The sequence below is a fragment of the Paraburkholderia terricola genome, assembly GCF_900142195.1.
GTDB classification, from domain to species: domain Bacteria; phylum Pseudomonadota; class Gammaproteobacteria; order Burkholderiales; family Burkholderiaceae; genus Paraburkholderia; species Paraburkholderia terricola.
Genome location: NZ_FRAB01000001.1, coordinates 1 through 24,795, shown reverse-complemented (window position 1 = coordinate 24,795; position 24,795 = coordinate 1). Strand labels below are relative to the sequence as shown.

Genomic DNA, 24,795 nt, shown 5'->3' with positions numbered 1-24,795 from the left:
CGTGACGCGGCAAACGCGCTCAGATCAAAACGTCTCGTGATGCTCGTTGCGCCCGATATCCGCATGAACCATCATGTGGCATAGCTGTTCGAGCGTGGTTTCCGGCTTCCAGCCGAGCTTCTCATGCGCCTTGTCGGCGCAGCCGATCAGCAGATCCACTTCGGCCGGGCGGTAGAACTTCGGATTCACGCGCACCAGGGTCTTGCCGGTGGCGACGTCGATACCGATCTCGCGTTCCTCCTTGCCCGACCACTCGATCTGATAACCCGCCGCGGCAAACGCCATGAGCACGAAGTCGCGGACCGTTTCGGTGCGGCCGGTGGCGAGCACGAAGGTATCCGGTTCATCGGCTTGCAGCATGCGCCACATGCCTTCCACGTATTCGAGCGCGAAACCCCAGTCGCGCTTCGCGCTCAGGTTGCCGAGTTCCAGCACGTCCTGCTTGCCGAGCTTGATCTTGGCGACGGTGTCGGTGATCTTGCGCGTGACGAATTCGCGGCCACGTAGCGGCGATTCGTGATTGAACAGAATCCCGCTGCTCGCGAAGAGGCCATACGATTCGCGGTAGTTGATGGTCGACCAGTGCGCGAACAGCTTGGCCACGCCATACGGGCTGCGCGGATAGAAGGGCGTGTCCTCGCGTTGCGGCACCGCTTGCACGAGGCCGAACATTTCCGAGGTCGACGCCTGGTAGTAACGGGTCTTCGGATTCAGAATGCGGATGCCTTCGAGCAGATTCAGTGCGCCGATGCCGGTCACTTCCGCGGTGGTCACAGGCTGGTCGAACGAGACGCCCACGAAGCTTTGCGCGGCGAGGTTATAGAGTTCGTCGGCCTGCGCGCCTTCGAGCAGGCGCAGCGTGGAGCCGAGGTCGGTCAGATCGTGTTCGACCAGACGCAGATTCGGATGATCGAGCACGCCGAGCTCACGCATGCGCCAGAAGTTGACGGAACTGGTGCGCCGGTACGTGCCGGTCACGTGATAGCCCTTGTCGAGCAGCAGTTTGGTCAGATAGGCGCCGTCCTGCCCGGATACGCCGGTGATGATCGCTTTGCGTGGTTGGCTCATAGCTTGCCTTCGATATTGGTAAAAGAGAAAGAGAAGAAGCAGTCGCGCCGGCTACGGCGCATGTCATTGGCACACTTTTGTCGACGAACACAGCGGCACGGTCATTGGCACATCAAGCGGCACACCCCGCGGCAACACTCGAAAAGCGCCTGTCGGAAGCACGCTTCTTCGCGAGCCACTCACAAGGCGCACCCCAGGCGCACCCCAGGCGCACCCGAAAAAAGCTTCAAAGCGCGCCGTCCAGCAGTCGCCGCACCAGCGGATCGACGATTTGAAAATCTTCCTCGGCCTTGAGCCGGTACAAGCCCGGCTTCGGATGCGCGCCGTCGGACATCAGCGTCTTCCAGTCGGGCAAATTGCTGATGTAGGCGAACTGGTCGACGAGCGGCACCTGCTGTTCGGCGGCCACGCGGCGCGTCATCGCCACCATCGCGGCGAGCCGCGCGTTGAGCCGGCCGTCGGGCATCGGATTCGAGGTCTGCAGAACCGGCTCCTTGCCGAGCGCGCGGGCGGTTTTCACGAGCGCCGTTTCGGCCGCGTAGAACGCCTCGGGCGTCTGGTTCTGCATGACTTCGTTGATGCCGTAATTGATCAGCACGATCTGCGCGGGCGACGCGGCGAGCCGCTCCTGCCACGGCAGCCCGGCGCTCGGGCCGGCGCGGCGGTTGCCGGTGCCGTCGCGCAGTTGCGTCGCCATCGTGCCGCCCACGCCGTAGTTCGTGACGCGCACGCGTTCGCCGTGCCGCGCCTGCAATTCATCCTGCAAAAAGGCCACGGCGTTTTGCGCCTGCGGGCCGCAATGACCGTCGCTGCATGTGATGCCGAGCGTGGTCGAATCGCCATAGGCGTCGATCAGCACCTGGGCCGGTTTTGCACGCGCCTGCGTCGGCTGAATTTGCGTGGCCCGGATTTGCGTCGCCTGGGTTTGCGTCAAATTCGTCGGCTTCGCCTGGCTTGCGTCCACGCTGGCCGCATGCGCGCCGGCCGGCAACGAAAGCAGCGCAAACGACAGCAGCGCGAGCGAAGCCAGCGCCGCGGTAGTCCTCAAGCTCGCTCTGCGCCATCCGCCGCGCCTCATGCACGGCTGCGCGGCGCTTGCGACGCGGCCCCGCCACGGCCCGTGGCCGGCGCTTGCGGCGCCGCCCACGTGACGCCCGCGCCCGGCACCGGCGCTTGCGCCGCTTTGCCGCCCGCGCCGAAAATCAGCCGCTTCTCGAACGCGAACCACGTGATGCTCGCGTAGGCGAGCGTGATCGCTAGCGCGAGCGCCGCGGTCATGTAGCGGTTCAGATGCAGCGGCCACAGCGCGTAAAGCACGCTCAGGTGAATCAGATAAACCGTGTAGCTGATGGTGCCGATATAGACCAGCACCGGATTGCACAGCAGCCGCTTGACGATGCCCTTGCTTTGCAGGGCGATGACCACGACGGACGTGCAAAGCACCAACGAAACGCTGTAGAGCCCCGCGTTGGAAAGCGGCGTATTGGCCGCGCGAAAACGCGGGTAATGCAGATGCAGCCACGCCAGCACGGCGAGCGCGGCGAATACGCCGAGCACCGCGACGCCCTTGAACGGTTCGAGCGCGTCGCGATCGCGCCGCACGGCGACCGCGAGCAGCGCGCCGGCCGCGAGCAGGTCCATGCGAAACGGCGTCAGGTAATAGATCGGCCAGAACGAATCGAACCAGGGCGTGGCGACCGCGCGCAGCACCGGCACGAGCAGGATCAACGCGGCCGCGACGTAGCCGAGCACGCGCTCGGGCACGAGCAGGATCACGAACGGCCAGAAAATATAAAACTGCTCCTCGACGGCCAGCGACCACAGCACGTTCAGGCTGTCGTGGCCGCTCTGGTTGAGCGCGTCGCCGATATTCGTCGCGAAGAACGCGTACCACTGCCAGTGTTGCGCCCAGCCGAGACCGAACAGCAGCGACGACACCACCATCAGCAGCAGATACGGCGGCAGGATGCGCCGCGCGCGGCGCGCGTAGAAGTAAGCGAAATACGACTGCTCGCGCGACTTGCGTTCGAGCAGGATGCCGGTAATCAGAAAGCCGCTCAGCACGAAGAACAGATCGACGCCCATCCACAGCGGCGCCTTGAGCGCGTGCTGCGCGAACACCGCGAGCACGGCGATCGCGCGCAAGCCGTCGAGCTGCACGATGCGGCGGGAGTGGGAAGGCGCTAAGGGCAGGGCGCTGGCAGTCATGAACCGTCCATGGTGTGAAGCGGATGGGCCGGGCGAAGCAACGCGCGTTCGGCAACGACAGGCGCGCTCGCTTCGCGTCGCAACGGAAGTGCAATCGATTCTAGGCAAAAGAAAATCGTGAAAAAACGGGAATGAATTGGATAAATGAATCAGATTGCAACAGGGTGTTTCGTTATTCATTTCCAATGGGTTTTCATGCTTGTGCCGAAGGCTTGACGCGACGCGTAAGAACTGCGCCGTGAGCCTGGCCGGGTCGGTAAGCTTGGCTGCAACGGCCTCGCGCCGGCCAGCCCGGCGTCCATTCCGTTTTAATCGATTTTTAAATCAGTTTCTTTCATTGCGCTTAAAGCGGCGAATATTTTTGAATTATTTTCGATTTTCGTCGCGGTGTTTTTTCCGCGTAATGTGAGCCGTGTGAATTGGGTGGCCAAGGACGGCGCGTGGGCCGCACCCGGTTGTCCCGCTCGCGAGCCCGCGGCGCTGCCGCTTCCCGTTGCCTGCATGCCGCCTCGCCGTCGTTACCCGACCTCGTGTCCTGCGCGAACCGGTCTGATGTTCTTGTGTTGCTTCTGGCTTTTTTGTACCCGTTCGTATTCGTTCGCAAGCGTTCTTACCGTGACCTCACCGGATTTTTTTATCCGCGCGGGTCGTTTGCCTGAGCGCGGCGCGCCGCTGATTGGAGAAAATACTTTGCCCCGTTTCGCGTTCAAAAGCTGGTGTGCCGTGCTGGCATGTGCGGCGGGACTGGTCGCGGGATCGGTCGGCGTCACGGCTCGCGCGGAAACCGCGTTGAACGCGAAAACCTCATGGATCGGCAACACGTTCGGTTTCGGCGACGGCACGTGGGCGCAAATCAACATCACCGCGATCGCGGTCGCGCCCGATGGCAAGGTCTATACGAACGCGCCGTGGGATGAGAGCGGCGCGGAAGCCAGCGTCTACCAGGACGGCAAGATGCTCGGCTTCGCGGGCGGCACGCACGGATGGGGCAATAGCGGCGGCAACGCGATCGCGCTGAATCGCCAATACGCGTTCGTGGCGATCGCGGTCGGCAACGAGAAGGGGCGGCTCGTCGAGCAGGGCGTATGGCCGCAGAAGGGCAAGCAATGGTTCGGTATCTCGCGCCGGCTGATCGCCGATCCGAAGCGCGCTGCGCCGTTTCAGCCGGCCGCCAGAAGCGGCGACCCGCATGCGCAGCTCGCCGCGGGCTTCCTGATGATGAACGAAGTGCCCACCGGCACGAGCGCCGAAATCGGCGGCCTCGCGGCGAACGACACCACGCTGTTCGCGGCCAACACGGCGCGCGATCGCATCGAGGTCTACGACGCCGAATCGATGCAACAGAAAACCACCTGGACCGTGCACGAGCCGGGCCGTCTCGCGCTGGCGCCCGACGGCACGCTGTGGGTGCTGGCCGGCACGCGCAACGACCCGGCGCCGCACGTCGAGCACTACACGGTCGCGGGCAAGCGCATCGACGAAAACTTCACGCTGCCCGCGGACACGCTCGCGGTCGATATCGCGGTGGACGCGCAAGGACGCATCCTGATCGCCGACAACGGTCCGCGTCAGCAGGTGCTGTTCTTCAGCAGGAGCAATGGCCGCTATGCGGAGTCGGGCTCGCTCGGCGAGCGCGGCGGCATTTTCAGCGGCGTGGCGGGCAGGCCGGGACCGCGGCGTTTCAACGGGCTGACCGGCGTGGGCGTGGATGCGCGCGGCAACGTGTATGTGTCGACCAACGGCATCGGTCTGCGCTATGAGCCGATCGGCGCGGGCCTCGGCGCCACGCTCGAAAGCTATGCGCCGGACGGCCGGCAGAACTGGCAGGTGCAAGGGCTGCTGTTCGTCGACGGCGCATGGATCGATCCGGCGCGGCCCGACAGCGTCTACACCGGCAACAAGCGCTTCGAACTCGATCTGTCGAAGCCCGCGGGGCAGGACTGGAAATACGTGGGCTTCCTGTCGAACCGCTTCAAGTATCCCGACGACCCCGTGTTTCACACCGACCAATATCCGGGGCTGCCGATCGCCCGCAAGCTCAAGGGCAAGACCTTCCTGTATCTCACCGACATGTACGCGGATCACCTGAAGATCTACCGCTTCGATCCGCAGCGCGACGGCGAGGTGGCCGCGCCCTCGGGCTTCATCGCCGGGCGCGAGCGCGCGGTGGCGAAGGTGCCGAACGCGCCGCCGGGCGGCGACTGGATCTGGCGCGACGCGAACGGCGACGGCAAATTCAATACCGACGAATTCACGCCGAACACGAGCGGCACCAAGCTCGCGGGCGGCTGGGGCTGGTGGGTCGATAGCGCGGGCGACATCTGGCGCACGCGCGACACCAAGGGCATCTATCGCTTCCGCTTCGGCGGGCTCGATGCGAAGGGCAACCCCGTCTACTCGTATTCGGACCTGACGCAATACCCGGTGCCCAAGCCCTTCACCGAACTGCACCGCGCGATCTACGAACCCGACACCGACACGATGTACGCGGCCGGCTATACGGCCGACACGCCGACCGATCGCGGCTTCTGGAAGGAAGTGGGCCGCGTGCTGGTGCGCTACGACAAATGGTCGAGCGGCAACCCCGTGCAACGCTATTCGATCACGCTGCCGTGGACCACGCAGAGCAAGCCCATCGCCACGATCATCGGGCTCACCGTCGAGGGGCAATACGTGTTCGGCGTGGAGCCGGTCGGCGCGGTGCACGTGTGGGACAAGGACAGCGGCAAGGAACTCGGCGTGATCCGGCCGGGCCCGGAAGTGGGCCGCGCGTCGGGCTGGGTCGACGTGCCCAACGGCATCAGCGCCGCGAAGCGAAGCAACGGCGAATACCTCGTGTTCGTCGAGGAAGACGCGCGCGGCAAAGTGATGATGTACCGCTGGAAACCTTGATGAAGCGCACAGAACAACAGGCAGTCAACCGTATTCAAACCCAGGGCATCCGATGGACAAAGGCATTCTCAAGAACGTAGCGATCAATTTTTTCGGGTTGGTGCTGCCCACCTTCGTCTCGCTCGTGACCGTGCCGTCGTATATCAGGCTGCTCGGCGTCGAGCGCTACGGCGTGATCAGTCTCGTGTGGACCCTGATCGGCTACTTCGGGATTCTGGATCTCGGCATGAGCATGGCCGCGCAGAACCACATCTCGAAGGCGCGCGCCTCCGGCGACAAGACCGAGAGCGCGCGCGTGTTCTGGAGCGCGACGTGGCTCAATCTCGCGACCGGCGTGATCGGCGGGCTGATGATTTACTTCGGCGCGTTTCTGTACACCGCGTATTTCACCAAGGTGTCGCCGGAGTTGCAGCACGAGGTGTACATGGCGCTGCCGTGGCTCGCGGTGGCGATTCCGATCGCCAACGTGTCGTGGGTGTTCGCGGGCGCGATCAACGGCGCCGAGCGTTTCGGCGTCTACAACACCAATCAGACCATCGGCACGTTTCTGTTCCAGTTGCTGCCGCTCGGCGCCGCGCTCTGGCTGGGCGCGACCTTGCAGAACGTGCTGGCCGCCGCCGTGTTCGCGCGCATTCTCGCGGCGCTCCTGCTGGGCCGCTCCGCGCTGAAGGTGCTGGAAATCCGCAGCATCCTGCCGCCGCAACTGGGCGTCGCGAAGGGGCTCTTCAACTTCGGCGGCTGGATGCTGATCGCGAGCGTCACCAACATGATCGCCGAATCGCTCGACCGCGTGATGCTCGGCACGAGTCTCGGCGCGCGCTTCGTCACGTACTACACGGTGCCGCAAAACCTCGTCACGCGTTTGAACATCGTGCCGACGGCGATGGTGCGTACGCTGTTTCCGCGCCTCTCGGCGGTGAGCCGGGCCGATGCCGACACCATCACGCGGCAGTCGCTCGAATTTCTCAACGGCGTGTTCACGCCGGTCGCGCTGGTCGCGATGCTGGTGCTCGAACCGTTCCTGCATCTGTGGGTCGGCAATGAAATCGCCACCGTCGCCGCGCCGGTGGGCCGCGTGATGATCGTCGCCGTGTGGCTCGTCGGTCAGGCGAACGTCACGCGCATTCTGATCCAGTCGCAGGTCCACCCGGCCACCGCCGCGCGCGTCGGCTTGTTCGAATTGCCCTTGTTTGCAGGGGCATTGTGGTTCGGCATCACGCATTTCGGTTTGACCGGCGCGGCGTTCGCCGTGGCCGGCCGGGCGCTGTTCGACTACGCGGTGCTGCTGCGTCTGTCCGCGATTCACGCGCGGCAGATCGCGCTCGACATGCTCGCCCACCTCGCTTTCCTGCTGGCGAGCCTCTGGCTTGCCGGCTTCCTGCCGGGTCTCGCAATGGCGATCGTCGCCGGTGCATTGATGGTGGCGGCCAACGTCGCCTGGTCGATCACGATGACACCCGCCTTGCGCGATCTTGCGCGTTCACTGCTGTTGCGACTGAATTTGAGGAAAAGCGCATGAACCAGGACATCCTTGAAGAAGCCGTGCTGCAACCCGCGACGCGCAGCGCACTGGCCGAACTCACCACCGTTCCCGGCGCTGAGACGCAGTCGCGCCGCAGCGCGTTGCGCGGCGACAAGACGGTGCGCGTCGCGATCGTGCATGACTGGCTCGTCACGTATGCGGGCGCGGAGAAGGTGCTGGAGCAGATCGTCGCGTGCTTTCCCGACGCGGACCTGTTCAGCCTCGTCGATTTTCTCGACGACCGCAGCTTTCTGCGCGGCAAGCCGGTGACGACTTCGTTCATCCAGACGCTGCCGCTCGCGCGCACCAAGTACCGCACGTATCTGCCGCTGATGCCGCTCGCGATCGAACAGCTCGACGTGTCGGCCTACGACGTGGTGATTTCGAGCAGCCACGCGGTCGCCAAGGGCATTCTCACCGGCCCCGACCAGGTGCATATCAGCTACGTGCATTCGCCGATCCGCTACGCGTGGGATTTGCAGCACCAGTACCTGCAGCAGTCGAAGCTCACCAACGGCCCGAAGTCGGCGATGGCGCGGCTGATTCTGCACTACATCCGCAACTGGGATATCCGCACCTCGAATTCGGTGGATGGATTCGTGGCGAATTCGGAGTTCATCGCGCGGCGCATCAAGAAGGTCTATCAGCGCGAGGCGCAGGTGATCTTTCCGCCGGTCGACGTCGAGGCGTTTTCGCTGTGCACCGACAAGGACGATTTTTATCTCACGGCCTCGCGGATGGTGCCGTACAAGAAGATCGATCTGATCGTCGAGGCGTTCGCGCGGATGCCCGAGCGCAAGCTCGTGGTGATCGGCGACGGCCCCGACATGCAGAAGATCCGCGCGAAGGCGGGGCCGAACGTCGAGATCCTGGGCTATCAGCCGTTCAAGGTGTTGAAGGAGAAGATGAGCCGCGCGAAGGCTTTCGTCTTCGCCGCCGAGGAGGACTTCGGCATTTCGGTGGTCGAGGCGCAGGCATGCGGCACGCCGGTGATCGCCTACGGCAAGGGCGGCGCGCTCGAAACCGTGCGCGATCTGTCCGAGCCGCGGCCGACCGGCATGTTCTTCGACGACCAGAACGCCGAGTCGATCATCGCCGCGGTCGAGCGTTTCGACGAGCACGTGAAGCGTTTTTCGCCGGTGGATTGCCGCGCGAACGCGGAGCAGTTTTCCGCCGCGAATTTTCGCGAGCGCTTCTTCGCGCATGTGCGCGCTTCGGTGCCGGCGTTGCGTTCGGCCACGCTGCCGCCTTACGTGCCCTACAAGGCCGAAGCGGGCGCCGACGCGCCGCGCATTCTCGCCGTCGATCAGAGCGGCGTGCTGGGCGGCGCCGAGCTGTCGCTGCTGGAAATCGTCAAGGCGCTGCGCTCGCGCATCGAGGTCGTGCTGTTCGACGACGGCCCGTTTCACACCGCATTGGCCAGGGCCGGCGTGAGCGTCGACGTGCTGGACGCCGGCGCCTTGCGCCACGTTCGCAAGCAAGGCGGCTCGCTGCCGAAGGGCCAGGCGCTCAAGGGCCTGCTCTCGCTCGTGCGCGCCACCGCGAAACGCGCGCGCAATGCCGACGTGATCTACGCGAACACGCAGCGCGCGATGGTGATCGGCGCGATTGCCGGCAAGCTGGCGAGGCGGCCGGTGGTCTGGCATCTGCGCGATATCGTGAGCCCCGAGCATTTCGGCGGCAAGCAGTTGGCGATCATCAAGTGGTGCGCGCGCCTCGGTCTCACGCACGTGATCGCCAATTCCGCCGCTTCGGCGCGAGCGTTCACCGAACTCACGCAGTTCGACGAAAAACGTGTCGACGTGGTGTTCAACGGCATTTCCGCCGCGCCGTTCGACGCGTTGCGCACGGTGCCGCAAGCGGCGCTGCGCGAGCGCCTGAACCTGCCGCGCGACGCCTTCCTGGTGGGCTCGTTCAGCCGCCTCGCGCGCTGGAAAGGCCAGCACGTGCTGCTCGAGGCGATGGTCCTCAATCCGCGCATGCACGCGGTGCTGGTGGGCGCGCCGCTGTTCGGCGAGGACCAGTACGAGATCGAACTGCATGCGTTCGTCGCCGCGCACAAGCTGGGCGACCGCGTGCATTTCCTCGGCTTCCAGCACGACATTCCGGCCTGCATGTGCGCGGTCGACGCGGTCGTTCACACGTCGATCACGCCGGAGCCGTTCGGCCGCGTGATCGTCGAAGGCATGCTGGCGCAGCGGCCGGTGGTGGCGGCTCGCGCGGGCGGCGTGCTGGAGATCATCGACGACCACGAGAACGGCGTGCTGTGCACGCCGGGCGATGCGCAAGGACTCGCCGACGCGCTGAGCGAATTGCAATCGAACGACGCGTTGCGCAACAAGCTCGTCAGCAACGGCTATCAAACGGCGCTGCGCCGGTTCGGCACCGCCACTTATGTCGAGGGCGTCGAGCGGATTCTGAAGCGCGTGGTGGCGCGCTGAGCGCGTTGCGAGTGAATGGCTTTGTGCGGGGTAGGGGCAGGGACTTGGCCAGTCCCCGCCGTTAGCGCAACGGAGCGAAAGTCCCAGGGACTTCGCTCCGTTTTTTTATCGCGTGGATTTCAAGCCTGGATTTCAAGCCCGCGTTTCAAGCTTGTTTCAGCGCGGCTTTCGGTTTGAAACTGGCGGACCACTTCATGGCCGGCAGTTCGACCAGCCGGTAGAACACATAAGCGACCGGCACGGCCACCAGCATGTAGCCGAACGACGGCCAGATCGACATCTGCAGCGACGAGCGGAACAGCAGCGACGACAGCAGCACGAAGATCGGCAGATGGATCAGATACAGCGAGAAGCTGAAGTCGCCGAAGCGCGACAACACACGCAGACCCGGCGTGTCGGCGTTGCGGCGTTCCAGCGCCTTGTACAGATAGAAGGCGAAGCCGATCGCCCACAACTGGAAGGCGCCGTACTGGCCGAAACGGAACGCCGCGCAGCCGAGCGCGATGAACCCCGCGGCCAGCACGTAGAGCCAGATCGACGAGCGCGCCTGCGGCGCGGTGCGGGCCTTGGCGTCCGCGATCCACGCGCCGAGCGTCCACGAAAACCAGTACGACGTGAAAAACTGCAGGTCGTTGCGCTCCAGCAGATAGGCGGACGCCACGTTGACCACCGCGACGATCGCCAGCACGGAGGTCATGCCGATGCGCCGGCGCAGCGCGAACAGCAGCGGATACACCGCATAGAACTGCACTTCGAGCGAGAGCGTCCAGAGCGCGCCGTTCGAGCCGAACGTCTTGCCGGCCACGCCTTGCAGCGAAAACAGATTGACGAGGAAAGCCTGCAGGCCGATCTCGCGGATCTTGTGGCTGATGGGCGGCAGTTGCAGGCTGAACCAGTCGAGCGCGAAGGTCAGCACGAGCGCCGCCAGCAGCACCGGATAGATACGCGCGAAGCGGCGCACCCAGAAATTGCCGGTATCGAGCCGGTAAGCGGGATTTTTCGCGAGCCGCAGCGCGGCGCTGCGATGAATGCAGTATCCGCTGATGACGAAGAAAATCGGCACGCCCGCCGAGCCCCATGCAATCGGGAAGGTCAAATATGCGGCAATCGCATTCAGATTGAATGAATGACCGGCGCTTTGATGAAACGCCTGCATGCCGACCCATTCGATCTGCCGGCAATGGAAATAGGCGACCAGCAGCGCGGCGAAGCCCCGCAGCGCGTCGATGACATGCTCCTTGCCGGCGCTGTCGGCGCGCGCCTCGCTCTGCGCGCGCGGCGCGGCGCCGGAGCGGGCGGGGGAAAGGGGCAGGGATGAGCCGGCGGCATCCAGTGCTGAGTCGCTCATGCGCGGTCCTTATTCTGGAGAAGGGAAAAGCTGATTCCCGGGCGCATGCGCGCCCGCGATGCATGACATCCTAGTGCAACGAGGCGGGCAAAAAATCGGATAAAAAATGACATGGCGAATCGCATGACGAATGCCATAAGCGCGCAATTTTGTGACGAATTGTAATTAAGTCTTATCAAATGCGGCGGCGAATTATTTACCGCTTTTGTCGTGTTAATTTTTGACTTGGGGATTCTACTGACCAGAGGTGAAGTCATGAACCTGCATCTACTCGCCGGCATCGCCGTGCTGCTGATCCTCGTCGCCGCCTCCGCTTACCGGGAGGCGCTGCGCAATGAGCCGATCCGCCGCTTCCGGATGAATTCGGGCAAGCTCCCGCAGATCGACGAGAACGAATAACGCGCCGAATAACGCGCGCGGCTAGCCGCAGCAAAAGCAATGACGCGCCCGCGACCTCCGTTCGTCGGGGCGCGTACCGTCCACCGCAACTCCGTTTGGCCGGATACGTAAAATTTTCGGCATTTCCGAAAACAATTCGCTCTCGCCACGTAATTGTTTCCTGTTCCTTGTCACGATGCGATATAGCGAAAGCGAATTGAATTAAATATTCCGGATGGAAAAATTCACGCGTGAACTGAGTTAATTTTTTTGTTAGTCTTTTCGACGACATCGATTGGCCGAAAGGTCCGCGAACACACTAATCTCTAACCGATGTGGGAATGCCTACCATGCTGAAAGTCACCAAAGCCGTGTTTCCCGTAGCGGGCCTCGGGACACGATTCCTGCCGGCTACCAAAGCAAGTCCCAAGGAAATGCTGCCGATCGTCGACAAGCCGCTGATTCAATACGCGGTTGAGGAAGCGATCGCCGCCGGCATCACCGAAATGATCTTCGTGACGGGCCGCAGCAAGCGCGCCATCGAAGACCACTTCGATAAATCGTATGAAATCGAGGCCGAGCTCGAAGCGCGCAACAAGCAGAAGCTGCTCGACCTCGTGCGCAGCATCAAACCGGCCAACGTCGACTGTTTTTACGTGCGCCAGGCCGAGGCGCTCGGTCTGGGCCATGCGGTGCTGTGCGCCGAGAAACTGGTGGGCGACAGCCCGTTCGCCGTGATACTCGCCGACGACTTGCTGCATAGCTCGAAGCCGGTGATGAGCCAACTGGTGGACACCTTCAATCACTATCACAGCTCGGTGATCGGCGTCGAAACCATCGACCGTGAAGACAGCCGCTCGTATGGCGTGGTGGACGGCCGCGAGTGGGAAGACAACGTGATCAAGCTGTCGGGCATCGTCGAAAAGCCGGCCCCGGACAAGGCGCCGTCGAATCTCGGCGTGGTCGGCCGCTATGTGCTGATGCCGACCATCTTCAAGCATATTCGCTCGATCAAGCCCGGCGCGGGCGGCGAACTGCAATTGACCGACGCGGTGCAGTCGCTGCTGACGGAAGAGCAGGTGCTCGCGTATCGCTACTTCGGCACGCGCTTCGATTGCGGCAGCAAGCTCGGCTATTTGAAGGCGACAGTGGAATTCGCGCTGCGCCATCCGGAAGTGAAGGCGGAATTCGAGGCGTATCTGCAAACGTTCATGCAGGCCAACATGCCGGCGCAATACACGGCTGAAGCGGCTTAAAGTTCAAGGGCCGTCCCTAACGTCCATAACGCCGTCCTTTAGGGCCGAGCCCGCAACGCATCACGCAGAAGCAACGCGCAGCAGCACCGCGCACATTAAAACGGGCGCCGCATCACGCGGCGCCCGTCCTTTTTTTCTGCCGCGCTCAAAACGTATTCGAGCCGCGGCGTATCACCCTCAGCCTTGCTTCATTTCAAGCCGGAACTTGTGCAGCAGCGGTTCGGTGTAGCCGCTCGGCTGCTCGCGCCCTTCGAACACCAGCGCCTGCGCGGCCTTGAACGCCACCGTGTCGAAGCCCGGCGCCATCGGCTTGTAGAACGGGTCGCCCGCGTTCTGTTCGTCCACCACCTTCGCCATGCGCTTGAACGTCTCTTCGACCAGCTCGCGCGTCACCACGCCGTGACGCAGCCAGTTGGCGATGTGCTGGCTGGAAATGCGCAGCGTCGCGCGGTCTTCCATGAGGCCGACGTTATGAATGTCGGGCACCTTCGAGCAGCCGACGCCCTGGTCGATCCAGCGCACCACGTAGCCGAGAATGCCCTGCACGTTGTTGTCGATTTCGCTGCGAATCTCGTCCGCGCTCCACTGCGCCGATTCGACGACCGGAATCGTCAACAGACCGTCGAGCAGTTCGTCACGCACCTTCGCAAAGTCGGTGCGCTCCAGTTCCTGCTGAACCGCTTGCACGTCGATCTGGTGATAGTGCAGCGCGTGCAGCGTCGCGGCGGTGGGCGAGGGCACCCAGGCGGTATTCGCGCCGGCCTTCGGATGCGCGATCTTCTGTTCGAGCATCGCGTGCATCAGATCGGGCATCGCCCACATGCCCTTGCCGATCTGCGAGCGGCCGCGCAGGCCCGCGCTCAGACCGACCAGCACGTTGCTGCGCTCGTAGGCGGCAATCCACGTGCTCGACTTCATGTCGCCCTTGCGCATCATCGGGCCGGCTTCCATCGCCGTGTGCATTTCGTCGCCGGTGCGGTCGAGAAAGCCCGTGTTGATGAACGCGACGCGCTCGGACGCCTCGCCGATGCAGGCGAGCAGGTTGACGCTGGTGCGGCGCTCCTCGTCCATGATGCCCATCTTGATCGTGTTGCGCGGCAGCTTCAGTAAAACTTCGACGCGCGCGAACAGTTCGCTCGCGAACGCGACTTCGGCCGGGCCGTGCATTTTCGGCTTCACGATATAGATCGAGCCGGTGCGCGAATTCAGCTTGTGCTTGCGGTCGTGCAGCGCGCACAGCGAGGTGATCACCGCGTCGAGAATGCCTTCGGGAATCTCGTGGCCGTCTTGAGTCAGCACCGCCGGGTTGGTCATCAAATGGCCGACGTTGCGGATGAAAAGCAGCGAGCGGCCGTGCAGCTTCACCGGCGTCTTGCCGTCCGCGCCGGTGTAGTCGCGATCGGCATTCAGACGGCGCGTAAAGGTCTTGCCGCCCTTCGTGACCTGTTCGGTCAGATCGCCGTTCATCAGGCCGAGCCAGTTGCGATAGAGCTGGACCTTGTCGTCGGCGTCGACGGCGGCCACCGAGTCCTCGCAGTCGATGATCGTGCTCACCGCCGCCTCGACCACCACGTCCTTCACGTGAGCCGCGTCGGTCTTGCCGATCGGATCGTTCGCGTCGATCTGGATTTCGAGGTGCAGGCCGTTGTGCTTGAGCAGCACCGCCGACGGCGCACCCGCTTCGCCCTGATAGCCGATGAACTGCGCGGGCGTCTTGAGTTCGCTCGCGCCGCTCTTCAGCGTGACGAGCAGCTTGCCGCCTTCCACCTTATAAGCCGTCGCGTCCGCGTGCGAGCCGTTCGCGAGCGGCGCGGCCTGATCGAGAAACTTGCGCGCATACGCGATCACCGCCGCGCCGCGCACCGGGTTGAAGGTTTTCTGCCGGTCGGCGCCGTTGCTCTCGGGAATCGCGTCGGTGCCGTACAGCGCGTCGTACAGGCTGCCCCAGCGCGCGTTCGCCGCGTTCAGCGCATAGCGCTGATTCGACAGCGGCACGACCAGTTGCGGGCCGGCCTGCTCGGCGATTTCGGTGTCCACGTGGTCGGTCGTGGCCTTGACGGCGGCTGGCGCCGGCACGATGTAGCCGATGTCTTCGAGAAACGCGCGAAAGGCGCGCGGATCGCGCACCGGGCCCGGATTGGCGCGATGCCAGTTGTCCAGTTCGGTTTGCAGACGGTCGCGCTCGGCGAGCAGCGCGCGGTTTTTGGGCGCCAGCTCGTGCACGAGGGCGTCGAAGCCGGACCAGAACGCGGCGCTGTCGATTCCGGTGCCGGGCAGGGCTTCGGTTTCGACGAACTGGTCGAGATTGGCGGCGACTTGCAGTCCGCCGCGCGGGTTCATCTGAGTCATCGACTGCTCCATCTATCTGAATGAATGGGGCCGATGTGGGGGCATCGGCCCGCGTTGTGCTGCGTTCTTCCGCTTGCCGCGACTCAGGCGGCGATCGCCGCAATGCCCGCGCGGGCGATCTGCGCGTCCTGGTCCGACTTCACGCCCGACACGCCGACCGCGCCGACCACCTGGCCCTCGACGATCACCGGCACGCCGCCTTCCAGCGTGCCTTGCAGCGGCGCGCTCAGGAATGCGGTGCGGCCGTTGTTGATCATGTCTTCGTATACCTTGGTTTCACGGCGGCCGATCGCCGAAGTACGGGCCTTTTCCGTCGCGATGTACGAGCTGGACGGCGCGCTGCCGTCCAGACGCAGCATTCCGAGCGGGTGGCCGCCGTCGTCGACCACCACGATCGCGACGGCCCACTTGTTCTTCTCGGCTTCCGCGCGCGCGGCTTCGAGGATCTGGGTCGTTTCGGCGACGGTCAACACGGGTTTGCTCAGCATGATCGATGTCCTGTTTCGTTTAAGGTAAGGAGGCTTCTACAAGTTCTATCCAATGACGCACCGGCGTGCGCCCCGCGCCGTCCAGGTGCGCCTGGCAGCCGATGTTGGCCGTGACGATCAGCGCCGGCCGGCCGCTTTCCAGCGCGTCGAGCCGGTTGTCGCGCAAGCGCTCGGCCAGCTCGGGCTGGGTGATCGAATACGTGCCCGCCGAACCGCAGCACAGATGCGCGTCGGGCACCGCGGCGAGATCGAAGCCGAGCCGTTGCAGGACCGACTCCACCGCGCCGCCCAGCTTTTGCGCATGCTGCAACGTGCAGGGGCAGTGAAACGCGATCTTCCGCTGCGCGTGTCCGGGCGACGTTGCCGGCAACGCCGCTTGCAGCGTCGCCTGCGAGGGTTCCGCCTGCAAGCGCTCGAGCGGTTCCTCCGCCAGGATCTCGACGAGGTCCCGCGCCAGTTCGCTGACCCGCTGCGCTTTTGACGCATAGCGCGGGTCGTCGCGCAGCAGCTTCCCGTATTCCTTGACGAACGCGCCGCAGCCGCTCGCGGTTTGCACGATCGCCTCGGCGCCGGCTTCGATGGCGGGCCACCACGCGTCGATATTGCGCCGCGCCCGCGCAAGCCCGGCCTCTTGCGCATTCAGATGATAATCGGTCGCCCCGCAGCAGCCGGCCCGCCCGGCATTCACGATGCCGATGCCGAGCCGGTCGAGCACGCGGGCGGCGGCCGCGTTGGTGTTCGGCGACAGCGCGGGTTGCACGCAGCCTTCCAGCATCAGCATGTTGCGCGGATGCCGCGGCGCGGGCCTCGTCTTGGCCCGCGCGCCACGCCTGGGGATTTTACGTCCAAGCGCAGCGGGAAGAAATGGCCGCAGCGTGCGGCCGGTCCTGAGCAGCGCGTCGAACACCGCCGGATGCGGGATCACGCGGCGCAAACCCTCGCGCAGCAGGCGTTCGGACGCGGGCCGGCGAATCCGCCGTTCCAGTTCCGCGCGGCCGATATCGAGCAGCGCGTGATACGTGACGCCCGACGGGCAGGTGGTTTCGCAGTTGCGGCAAGTCAGGCAGCGGTCGAGGTGCAACTGGGTTTTGCGCGTGACCGGCTCGCCTTCGAGCATCTGTTTGATCAGATAGATGCGTCCGCGCGGGCCGTCGAGTTCGTTGCCGAGTAGCTGATAGGTCGGGCAGGTCGCGTTGCAGAAGCCGCAATGCACGCAGGAGCGCAGAATCTGTTCGGCTTCGTCCGCGCGCGCCAGGGTTTGGGCGGCGTCGCTGAGATTGGTTTGCATGGTGTGGGTTCGCCTTCGGTATTCACAGAGCCGCGCTCATCGAGCGGCGCGCATGGTCACAGGCCGGCATACAGACGGCCCGGATTGAACAGGCCGCGCGGGTCGAGTTGCTGTTTGAGTTGCCGATGAAAACGCAGCAGCGCCGCGGGCAGCGGCGCGAACGGTTCGGCGTGCGCGTGCGGTGTGAAGCAGGTGGCATGACCGCCGGCGGCATGCGCGATCTGGCGGATCGTTGCGGCCGGCGCATCGCTTTTCAGCCAGCGTTGCGCGCCGGCCCAGTCGAGCAATGTGTCGCCCGGCAGCGGCACGAGCGGCGACGCGTTCGGCAATGAGAGGCGCCACAGCGGACGCGGGTCGTCGAAAAAACCCAGACGATGCTCGCGCAATGCGTCCCAGAAGCGTGGATCGAGTTCGTCGCCGCCGATGCGATCTCTTGCCGACGCCACCGACCCCGCACCGCCTTCGAGCCGCACATGCAAGCGGCCGTCGACGTGACATGCGCCGCTTACCGGCAACGCCGCGCGGCGCCATGCCGACAGCTCGCGCAGCGCTTCGCCCGCGTCGAGATCGAGCGTGAGGCTGCCGGATGCGCGCGGTTTCGGCAGCACCTTCAGCGAGACTTCGGTGATGAGGCCAAGACAGCCGAAGCTGCCGGCCAGCAGCCGCGACACGTCATAGCCCGCCACGTTCTTCATGACTTCGCCGCCGAAGCGCAGATGCTTCGCGTGACCGGTGATCACGCGGCAGCCCAGCACGAAATCGCGCACCGAGCCCGACCACGGACGGCGCGGCCCGGCAAGACCCGCGGCCACCATCCCGCCGACGGTGGCCGCGCCGAATGCGGGCGGCTCGCACGGCAGCATCTGGCCGGCGGCGTCGAGCGCGGCGTTCAACTCCGCGAGCGGCGTGCCGGCGCGCGCGATGATGACGAGTTCGGTCGGGTCGTAGCCGACCACGCCGCGATGCGGGCGCGTGTCGATCGGCGTGCCTTCGACGGGCCGGCCGAGCAGCGCCTTGCTGTTGCCGCCGCGAATCGCCAGCGGCGTGCCGCGTTCGAACGCTTGCGCGACTTCGGCGACGAGCCGTTCGCTATCGTCCATCGAGACTGCTTCGATCAGCATCAGAAACGCTCCAGTTCGGGAAAGGGCAGTGCGCCGTGATGCACGTGCATCGAGCCGAATTCGGCGCAGCGGTGCAGCGTCGGTACGTTCTTGCCGGGGTTCAGCAGGCCGCTCGGGTCGAATGCGGCTTTCAGCGCGTGGAAGAACGACAGTTCGTCGCTGTTGAACTGCGCGCACATCTGGTTGATTTTTTCGCGGCCCACGCCATGCTCGCCGGTGATGCTGCCGCCTACCGCCACGCACAGTTCGAGGATCTTCGCGCCGAGCGCTTCGGCGCGTTCGGTTTCGCCGGGCGCGTTCGCATCGAACAGGATCAGCGGATGCATGTTGCCGTCGCCGGCATGGAACACGTTGGCAACGCGCAGACCGTATTGCGTCGACAGATCTTCGATGCCCTTGAGCACGCGCGGCAATTCGCGGCGCGGGATCGTGCCGTCCATGCAGTAGTAGTCGGGCGAGATGCGGCCCACGGCGGGGAACGCATTCTTGCGGCCCGCCCAGAAACGCTGGCGCTCGGCTTCGTCTTTGGCGACGCGGATATCCGTCGCGCCCGCCGCGCGCAGCAGCGCTTCCACGCATGCCACGTCTTCCTGCACGTCGCTTTCCACGCCGTCGACTTCGCACAGCAGGATCGCTTCGGCATCGACTGGATAGCCCGCGTGGATGAAATCTTCCGCCGCGCGGATCGCGAGGTTGTCCATCATTTCGAGGCCGCCCGGAATCACGCCCGCGCCGATGATCCGCGCGACCGCCGCGCCGGCCTTTTCCACGTCGTCGAAACTCGCGAGCAGCACTTTCGCGCTTTGCGGCCTGGTGAGCAGCTTCACGGTCACTTCCGTGACGATGCCGAGCATGCCTTCCGAGCCGGTGAAGAGTGCGAGGTAGTCGAAGCCGGGGGCGTCGAGCGCTTCGGAGCCGAGCGTGATGCGCTCGCCGTCGATGGTGAGAATCTCCAGCTTGAGGATGTTGTTCACCGTCAGCCCGTATTTCAGGCAGTGCACGCCGCCCGCGTTCTCCGCGACATTGCCGCCGATCGAACAGGCGATCTGCGACGACGGGTCCGGCGCGTAGTAGAGGCCATGCGGCGCGGCGGCCTGCGAGATCGCGAGATTGCGCACGCCGGGTTGCACGCGGGCCACGCATGCGTCGGGATCGACTTCGAGAATGCGATTAAAGCGCGCCATCACCAGCAGAATGCCTTTGTCCAGCGGCAATGCGCCGCCCGACAAGCCGGTGCCGGCGCCGCGCGCGACCACCGGAATCTCATGCTCGCTGGCGAATTTCAGCAGCGCCTCGACGTGTTCCACCTTGTCGGGCAACGCGACCAGCATCGGCGTCGCGCGATAGGCGGCGAGGCCGTCGCATTCGAACGGCCGCAGGTCTTCCTGCTCGTGCAGCAGTTCCATGCCGGGAATCAGCGCGTGCAGCCGCGCGACGACGGTGGCTTTGTCGTGCGTCGCAAGCGGGCCGTCGACGCGCTCGTCGTAGTGATAGCTCATGTGGGGGTCTCCTGGCGCGGCGCTTCAAGCTGGCGGAATGCCCGTGGGCAACGGCGCGCGAACGTGTCTCTGGCGGGATTGTTGCGGCTATGCCGGCCTGTGTCGATGGGGCGCCGAAGTGGTCGTACCAGTTTTTGATTGGGCGTTTGGCGGGCATTTCTCCTTAAAGTGCCTGAATTGAGGCGCTTGCGAGAGGATATGCACACATCGCGTGCTAGCATTTGAAATTGGTCGTACCAGTGAGATTGAAACCATGCAGACAGCGGATCTTGAGAGCGCAAGGCAAGTGGCGGACGTGGTGGCCGAGCGTATCGAACGCCTGATCGTCGACGGCGTGCTGAAAACCGGGCAGGCGCTGCCCTCCGAACGGCGCTTGACCGACAAGCTGGGCGTCTCGCGCACGGCGCTGCGCGAAGGGCTCAAGCTGCTGCGGGCGCGCGGCATCATCGAGACTTCGCACGGCAGGGGTTCGTTCGTCGCGAGTCTCACCGCGCAGCCCGCGCTCACGCCGATGATGCATCTGCTCGGCTCGCAGCCGCGCACGCTCTACGATCTGTTCGAGGTGCGCGGCATGCTCGAGGCGGAGTCCGCGCGGCTCGCGGCGCTGCGCGGCACGCCCGCCGACTTCGTGCTGATCACGCGCCGCTATGAGGAAATGCTCGCGGCGCACGGCAAGGAGACGAGCGCCTCCACGCACGCGCGGCTCGATCACGCGTTTCATCTCGCGATCTGCGAGGCCTCGCATAACCCGGTGCTGGTGCATACCTTGAGTTCGCTGACCGACTTGCTGCTGAGCTCGGTGTTCGCATCGGTGAACAATCTCTATCATCGCGAGCCGCACAAGCGCGTGATCGACCGGCAGCATGCGCGGCTCTATAACGCCGTGACCGGCAAGCTGCCGGAACAGGCGCGCCGGGCCGCGGCCGATCACATCAAGAGCGTGTGCGCGAATCTGCGTGAAATCGAGCAGGAGGAACAGCGGCTCGTGCGCGCCACGTTGCGGCTGGAAGGGTGGGAGTGAGCGGCGCGAAGATGGCGCGCTAGCGGCACGGGGGTAGCACGAAGATGGCACGTTCGCGGCACAAGGGCAGCACAGGCGCGGCACGAAGATGGCACGTTCGCGGCGCGAGGGCAGCACAGGCGCGGCGCAAGCGCGGCACGAAGATGACACGTTCGCGGCACAAGGGCAGCGCAAGCGCGGCGCAAGCACGGCACAAGCACGGCACAAGCACGGCACGAATGCGGCGCAAGCATGGCACGAAGAGCACGTTCGCGGTACAAGGGCAGCGCAAGCGCGGCGCGAATGCAGCGCAAGCGCCGCACGATGAGGCACGAAGGTGGCACAGGCGCGGCAGGATCGAAGCGCAAGCGGCGTCACCTTCGCTTCGACTCGAATGCGGGCGGCCCCGTCCATACACCTCCGCGAGACGCTACGACAAAGCGCGTAGGCACTTTACAATCGAGCCTCGACAAAAAAATCGCGTGTCCCGCACGCCCCCCACATCATGCCGACCATCAGCGAGCTTTTCGTCTATCCGATCAAATCCTGCGCGGGCATTGCGTTGAATGAAGCGCGCCTTCACGCCACCGGCCTCGAATACGACCGCGGCTGGATGGTGGTCGACGCGAGCGGCGCGATGCTCACGCAGCGCGCGTATCCGCGCATGGCGCTGATCAAGGTGGAGTTCGGCGAACGGGAACTGGTGATCCGCGCGCCCGGCATGAGCGAACTGCGCACGCCGCTCGACGCCGCGCAATTGCATGCGCCGCAAAAAGTGCAAACCGTCGTGTGGCGCGACGCGGCCTACGGACTCGACACAGGCGCCGCGAGCGCCGCGTGGTTCTCGAACTTTCTCGGCTTGCCGGCGCGACTGTTACGCTTCGATCCCGAGCGCGAACGCACCGTCGATCCCGAGTACACCGGCAGCACCGGCGGCGCGACCACGCATTTCGCCGACGGCTTTCCGCTGCTGTTGATCGGTCAGGCTTCGCTCGACGATCTGAACGTGCGTCTGAACAGCAAGGGCGCGCCGTCGATTCCGATGAGCCGGTTCCGTCCCAACATCGTGCTGACCGGACTGGATGCGTACGAGGAGGATTACGTCGAAAGCCTGAGCATCGAGCATGCCGAAGGGCAGCAGGAGCAGGGCGTGCAATTGCAACTGGTCAAGCTGTGCGCGCGCTGTCCGATGCCGACCATCGACCAGGCGAAGGGCGCGCCCGATCCCGATTGGCCGAACGAGCCGACCGACACGCTGAGCGTCTACCGGGCGAACCCGCAGCGCGGCGGCAAGGTGACGTTCGGCAACAATGCGCTCGTCGCGCGCGGCGCCGGCGCGTGGCTGCGGGTCGGCCAGGCGGTGGAAGCGGAAATCGGTTTCGGCGATTAGCCGATCAGGCGACAGATCGGGCGTGGGGACCGGGAGTCGAAGCAGGCCGCCGGATCAGCCGGCGGCGTCATGCGCCAATCATGTGCCGTTCATGTGCCCGTCAGCGCGGCGAGGATGACCGGCATCGGCGTCGGCTTGACGAAATGGTGATCGAAGCCCGAGCGCAGCGAGTCGTTCCTGTCGTCGGGACAAGCGAGGCCGGTCACGGCCACCAGCGTCGGCGCGGGCGTGTCGCCCACGTTGCGGATGCACCGCGCCACCGAGCGTCCGTCGAGGCGCGGCATCTCCACGTCGAGCAAGGCGGCGGCCGGGTGCCACGCGCAATACTGCGCGAGCGCGTCGAGCCCGTTCTCCGCGGTCCGAACGTCGAAACCATGAGCGACGAAGAAAAGGGCGTAGGCGGCCAGCAGGTTCGCATCGTCGTCCGCGATCAGCAGCCGCGCAGCCAGGGGACTCGAAGCTAAGTGACTCGACATCGGGCTTCCTCGGATTGCATTCCCTGTGTAGAACAACAGAGCGAGCAATTTGAAGTCCCGATTCAGGCGTCGCCGGGGCCGCGCATTGACGCGGCTTTCGCGAGGCAGCGGCCACCGCCCGGTGAAGAAATTGCCATTGGCGATGAAAGACGGCCATATGGTTGCATCGTGCGGCTCTCGTGCCTCATGCGGCTTGTGCTGCTTGTGCGCCTCTTGTGGCTCATGTGGCAGGTGCGCCTCGTGCCGCTCGTGCGCCTGGCGGGGTTCGTCCCGCGTCAGGCGGCCCTCGCGGTCGCCTCCCGCCCACGCGACTCGCCCGCATCCGCGGCGGTGACGCCCTCGCGCGACGCGTCGGCGTCCTGCGCCCTCGGTTCGACGCTCTCGCCGATCGCATCCCCCACCAGAATCACCGCCGGACTGCCGAAGCCCGCGCTCGCGGCGTCGGCGGCCAGCCGGTCGAGGCGCGTGAGCAGACGCCGCTCGTCGGCCCCGCCCGCCCACTGCACGACGGCGGCCGGCGTGTCGGCCGGCAGGCTCGCGAGCAGCACGCCGGCGAGGCTCTCGATGCGCCGCATCCCCATGTAGATCGCCAGCGTGGTGCGGGTCGCGGCGAGCGCGGCCCAGTCCGGCTCGCCGTGGTCCTCGGTGTGGGCGGTGACGAAGCTCACGCCGTGGCAATGGCGCCGGTGCGTCAGCGAGACGCCGAGCCCCGCCGCGGCGGCGAAGCCCGACGAGATGCCGTTGACGATCTCCACCGTGATGCCCGCGCCGCGCAACGCCGCGAGTTCCTCGCCGGCGCGTCCGAACAGCAGCGCCTCGCCGCCTTTCACGCGGACCACGTGCAAGCCCTTGAGCGCATAACGCTGCATCAGCCGTTCGATGAACGCTTGCGGCGTGGAGCGGCAGCCGCCGCGCTTGCCGACGCGAATCACGCGCGCTTGCGGCGCGAGCGTCACGATCTCGGGATTGGCGAGGTCGTCGAGCAGCACGACGTCGGCGGCCGCCAGCGCTTTCGCGGCCTTGAGGGTGAGAAGGTCGAGATCGCCTGGGCCGGCGCTCAATAACGTGACCTTGCCGGGTTGGGTGTTCATCGCGGTGTCCTTAGCCTGTGTGTCTGTCCTTGCCGACGGCAGCCGTCGCGTCGGCGTCGAATAAAAAAACGGCGTCCGCCCGTGACTGGTCACGAGGGGACGCCGTTGTCCGTGTTCCTGCTGCTTGCGGTATTCCTGCGGAGCGGGGCGAGGCACTGCGCTGTGTCTCGCCTGTCGACCGTGTGGGCCGCGTTCGCTCCGTCATCGGCTGCGTTGCCGATGACGCCGGCATTCGCTCATGCAAATACCACGCCACCCGCGCGGCCTGGCTTGCCGCGCTGTTTGCCGAGCGCTTGCCGCGCCGTGGCCGCAGGGCCGGAAAACACGCCGTCCACCCACCCGCCGCGCCCCCATGCGTGCCCGCTTCCCGCACGCGCCGGGTGCTGCGTCGCACCAAGCGTGTGCTTGCCTGCCTCAAAACCAATCGTCAGACCGCTGCGCCGCACGTCTGTGCGATTCGCCGCCAAGTCCCGCCGCACAGCGCTCGCGCGGCCTTTCCACGCAATTGGCACAGCCTTTGCATTAAGCCCTGCCATCGGACCAACGAGGGTCCGGCGCGAGCGCAACAACAAGGCGCTCGCCGCAGTACAGGTCAGGACAACGGCGTCCCCCGAATTCAGTCATCGACTGGGTTCGCGGGACGCTTTTTTATTTTCCGAATCACTTTCGCCATCTGCCACGCGGCGGCGAACCCAGCCCAGCACATTGAGGAAAGCGCGGTCATGAAAATCATCGTTATCGGTCACGGGATGGTCGGTCACAAACTGGTCGAATGCCTCGCGCAGGACGCGGCGCACGGCCTCGACATCACGGTGCTGTGCGAGGAACCGCGTCCCGCCTACGACCGCGTGCATCTGTCCGAATTCTTCTCGGGCAAGAGCGCGGACGACCTGTCGCTGGTCGAGCCCGGTTTCTTCGAGCGCCAGAACGTGCTGCTGAAGCTGAACGCGAAGGCCGTCTCGATCGACCGCGCCGCGCGC

The 24,795-nt window shown here is 65.1% G+C and carries 18 protein-coding genes and 1 pseudogene; 8 read left to right on the top strand and 11 right to left on the bottom strand.

Features of this window, described 5'->3' with window-relative positions:
* Positions 1 to 24: 24 nt before the first annotated feature.
* From gmd to BUE39_RS00090, 3 genes are all read right to left on the bottom strand, one after another.
* On the bottom strand, positions 25 to 1,068 hold the full coding sequence (gene gmd, locus BUE39_RS00100; protein ID WP_073426636.1) for a GDP-mannose 4,6-dehydratase: 1,044 nt from the start codon (positions 1,066 to 1,068) through the stop codon (positions 25 to 27).
* Positions 1,069 to 1,294: 226 nt separating this feature from the next.
* Positions 1,295 to 2,116, bottom strand: a complete 822-nt coding sequence (locus BUE39_RS00095; protein WP_090518679.1) for an SGNH/GDSL hydrolase family protein — start codon at positions 2,114 to 2,116, stop codon at positions 1,295 to 1,297.
* Between the two features lie 26 nt (positions 2,117 to 2,142).
* A complete protein-coding gene (locus tag BUE39_RS00090) occupies positions 2,143 to 3,276 on the bottom strand; it encodes an acyltransferase family protein (RefSeq protein ID WP_073426635.1) in 1,134 nt (377 codons plus the stop codon).
* 690 nt (positions 3,277 to 3,966) lie between these two features.
* Between BUE39_RS00090 and BUE39_RS00085 the strand changes: the two genes are divergently transcribed.
* The 3 genes from BUE39_RS00085 to BUE39_RS00075 are packed head-to-tail and all read left to right on the top strand — an operon-like array spanning position 3,967 to position 10,131.
* Positions 3,967 to 6,168 carry an NHL repeat-containing protein gene (locus tag BUE39_RS00085; protein ID WP_073426634.1) on the top strand — a complete coding sequence of 734 codons (2,202 nt, stop codon included), beginning with the start codon at positions 3,967 to 3,969 and terminating at the stop codon, positions 6,166 to 6,168.
* Positions 6,169 to 6,220: 52 nt separating this feature from the next.
* Complete coding sequence (locus BUE39_RS00080; protein ID WP_073426633.1) at positions 6,221 to 7,687, top strand: flippase; 1,467 nt, start codon at positions 6,221 to 6,223, stop codon at positions 7,685 to 7,687.
* Complete coding sequence (locus BUE39_RS00075; protein WP_073426632.1) at positions 7,684 to 10,131, top strand: glycosyltransferase family 4 protein; 2,448 nt, start codon at positions 7,684 to 7,686, stop codon at positions 10,129 to 10,131. Before BUE39_RS00080 ends, BUE39_RS00075 begins: the two co-directional genes overlap by 4 nt.
* Before the next feature lie 145 nt (positions 10,132 to 10,276).
* Here BUE39_RS00075 and BUE39_RS00070 read toward each other — a convergent pair whose 3' ends face one another.
* On the bottom strand, positions 10,277 to 11,479 hold the full coding sequence (locus tag BUE39_RS00070) for an acyltransferase family protein (protein WP_073426631.1): 1,203 nt from the start codon (positions 11,477 to 11,479) through the stop codon (positions 10,277 to 10,279).
* A gap of 255 nt (positions 11,480 to 11,734) precedes the next feature.
* Here BUE39_RS00070 and BUE39_RS35070 point away from each other — a divergent pair, with 255 nt between their 5' ends.
* Positions 11,735 to 11,878: a hypothetical protein gene (locus BUE39_RS35070; RefSeq protein ID WP_167363261.1), complete on the top strand. Its 144-nt coding sequence runs from the start codon at positions 11,735 to 11,737 to the stop codon at positions 11,876 to 11,878.
* Between the two features lie 329 nt (positions 11,879 to 12,207).
* Positions 12,208 to 13,113 carry a UTP--glucose-1-phosphate uridylyltransferase GalU gene (galU, locus tag BUE39_RS00065; RefSeq protein WP_073426630.1) on the top strand — a complete coding sequence of 302 codons (906 nt, stop codon included), beginning with the start codon at positions 12,208 to 12,210 and terminating at the stop codon, positions 13,111 to 13,113.
* Positions 13,114 to 13,290: 177 nt separating this feature from the next.
* Here galU and BUE39_RS00060 read toward each other — a convergent pair whose 3' ends face one another.
* From BUE39_RS00060 to glcD, 5 genes are all read right to left on the bottom strand, one after another.
* A complete protein-coding gene (locus BUE39_RS00060; protein WP_073426629.1) occupies positions 13,291 to 15,462 on the bottom strand; it encodes a malate synthase G in 2,172 nt (723 codons plus the stop codon).
* Positions 15,463 to 15,545: 83 nt separating this feature from the next.
* Positions 15,546 to 15,950, bottom strand: a complete 405-nt coding sequence (locus tag BUE39_RS00055) for a heme-binding protein (protein WP_073426628.1) — start codon at positions 15,948 to 15,950, stop codon at positions 15,546 to 15,548.
* A 19-nt stretch (positions 15,951 to 15,969) separates the two neighbouring features.
* Positions 15,970 to 17,238 (bottom strand): glycolate oxidase subunit GlcF, encoded by a 1,269-nt coding sequence (glcF, locus tag BUE39_RS00050; RefSeq protein WP_073426627.1) that lies wholly within the window; start codon positions 17,236 to 17,238, stop codon positions 15,970 to 15,972.
* Between the two features lie 56 nt (positions 17,239 to 17,294).
* Positions 17,295 to 18,359 (bottom strand): glycolate oxidase subunit GlcE, encoded by a 1,065-nt coding sequence (gene glcE / locus BUE39_RS00045; protein WP_073426626.1) that lies wholly within the window; start codon positions 18,357 to 18,359, stop codon positions 17,295 to 17,297.
* Positions 18,359 to 19,858, bottom strand: coding sequence for a glycolate oxidase subunit GlcD (gene glcD / locus BUE39_RS00040; protein ID WP_073426625.1), 1,500 nt, complete (start codon positions 19,856 to 19,858; stop codon positions 18,359 to 18,361). Before glcD ends, glcE begins: the two co-directional genes overlap by 1 nt.
* A gap of 253 nt (positions 19,859 to 20,111) precedes the next feature.
* On the opposite strand from glcD, the gene glcC reads away from it, so the two are divergent.
* Entirely contained in the window at positions 20,112 to 20,879 is a 768-nt protein-coding gene (glcC, locus tag BUE39_RS00035) for a transcriptional regulator GlcC (protein WP_073426624.1), read from the top strand.
* A gap of 484 nt (positions 20,880 to 21,363) precedes the next feature.
* Positions 21,364 to 22,248, top strand: a complete 885-nt coding sequence (locus tag BUE39_RS00025) for an MOSC domain-containing protein (protein WP_073426622.1) — start codon at positions 21,364 to 21,366, stop codon at positions 22,246 to 22,248.
* Positions 22,249 to 22,337: 89 nt separating this feature from the next.
* On the opposite strand, the gene BUE39_RS00020 is transcribed toward BUE39_RS00025, so the two are convergent.
* Together BUE39_RS00020 and cobA are read right to left on the bottom strand one after the other, a co-directional pair.
* On the bottom strand, positions 22,338 to 22,724 hold the full coding sequence (locus BUE39_RS00020) for a response regulator (RefSeq protein WP_073426621.1): 387 nt from the start codon (positions 22,722 to 22,724) through the stop codon (positions 22,338 to 22,340).
* Positions 22,725 to 22,999: 275 nt separating this feature from the next.
* Positions 23,000 to 23,815 carry a uroporphyrinogen-III C-methyltransferase gene (gene cobA / locus BUE39_RS00015; RefSeq protein WP_073426620.1) on the bottom strand — a complete coding sequence of 272 codons (816 nt, stop codon included), beginning with the start codon at positions 23,813 to 23,815 and terminating at the stop codon, positions 23,000 to 23,002.
* Between the two features lie 722 nt (positions 23,816 to 24,537).
* Between cobA and BUE39_RS00005 the strand changes: the two are divergent.
* Positions 24,538 to 24,795 (top strand): annotated as a pseudogene (locus BUE39_RS00005) (nitrite reductase (NAD(P)H)); the annotation flags it as partial.

Coding starts and splice junctions, on each gene's coding strand:
- gmd (WP_073426636.1), bottom strand. CDS start 1,068: ATGAGCCAACCACGCAAAGCGATCATCACCGGCGTATCCGGGCAGGAC.
- BUE39_RS00090 (WP_073426635.1), bottom strand. CDS start 3,276: ATGACTGCCAGCGCCCTGCCCTTAGCGCCTTCCCACTCCCGCCGCATC.
- BUE39_RS00080 (WP_073426633.1), top strand. CDS start 6,221: ATGGACAAAGGCATTCTCAAGAACGTAGCGATCAATTTTTTCGGGTTG.
- BUE39_RS00075 (WP_073426632.1), top strand. CDS start 7,684: ATGAACCAGGACATCCTTGAAGAAGCCGTGCTGCAACCCGCGACGCGC.
- BUE39_RS00070 (WP_073426631.1), bottom strand. CDS start 11,479: ATGAGCGACTCAGCACTGGATGCCGCCGGCTCATCCCTGCCCCTTTCC.
- BUE39_RS35070 (WP_167363261.1), top strand. CDS start 11,735: ATGAACCTGCATCTACTCGCCGGCATCGCCGTGCTGCTGATCCTCGTC.
- galU (WP_073426630.1), top strand. CDS start 12,208: ATGCTGAAAGTCACCAAAGCCGTGTTTCCCGTAGCGGGCCTCGGGACA.
- BUE39_RS00060 (WP_073426629.1), bottom strand. CDS start 15,462: ATGACTCAGATGAACCCGCGCGGCGGACTGCAAGTCGCCGCCAATCTC.
- BUE39_RS00055 (WP_073426628.1), bottom strand. CDS start 15,950: ATGCTGAGCAAACCCGTGTTGACCGTCGCCGAAACGACCCAGATCCTC.
- glcF (WP_073426627.1), bottom strand. CDS start 17,238: ATGCAAACCAATCTCAGCGACGCCGCCCAAACCCTGGCGCGCGCGGAC.
- glcE (WP_073426626.1), bottom strand. CDS start 18,359: ATGCTGATCGAAGCAGTCTCGATGGACGATAGCGAACGGCTCGTCGCC.
- glcD (WP_073426625.1), bottom strand. CDS start 19,858: ATGAGCTATCACTACGACGAGCGCGTCGACGGCCCGCTTGCGACGCAC.
- glcC (WP_073426624.1), top strand. CDS start 20,112: ATGCAGACAGCGGATCTTGAGAGCGCAAGGCAAGTGGCGGACGTGGTG.
- BUE39_RS00025 (WP_073426622.1), top strand. CDS start 21,364: ATGCCGACCATCAGCGAGCTTTTCGTCTATCCGATCAAATCCTGCGCG.
- BUE39_RS00020 (WP_073426621.1), bottom strand. CDS start 22,724: ATGTCGAGTCACTTAGCTTCGAGTCCCCTGGCTGCGCGGCTGCTGATC.
- cobA (WP_073426620.1), bottom strand. CDS start 23,815: ATGAACACCCAACCCGGCAAGGTCACGTTATTGAGCGCCGGCCCAGGC.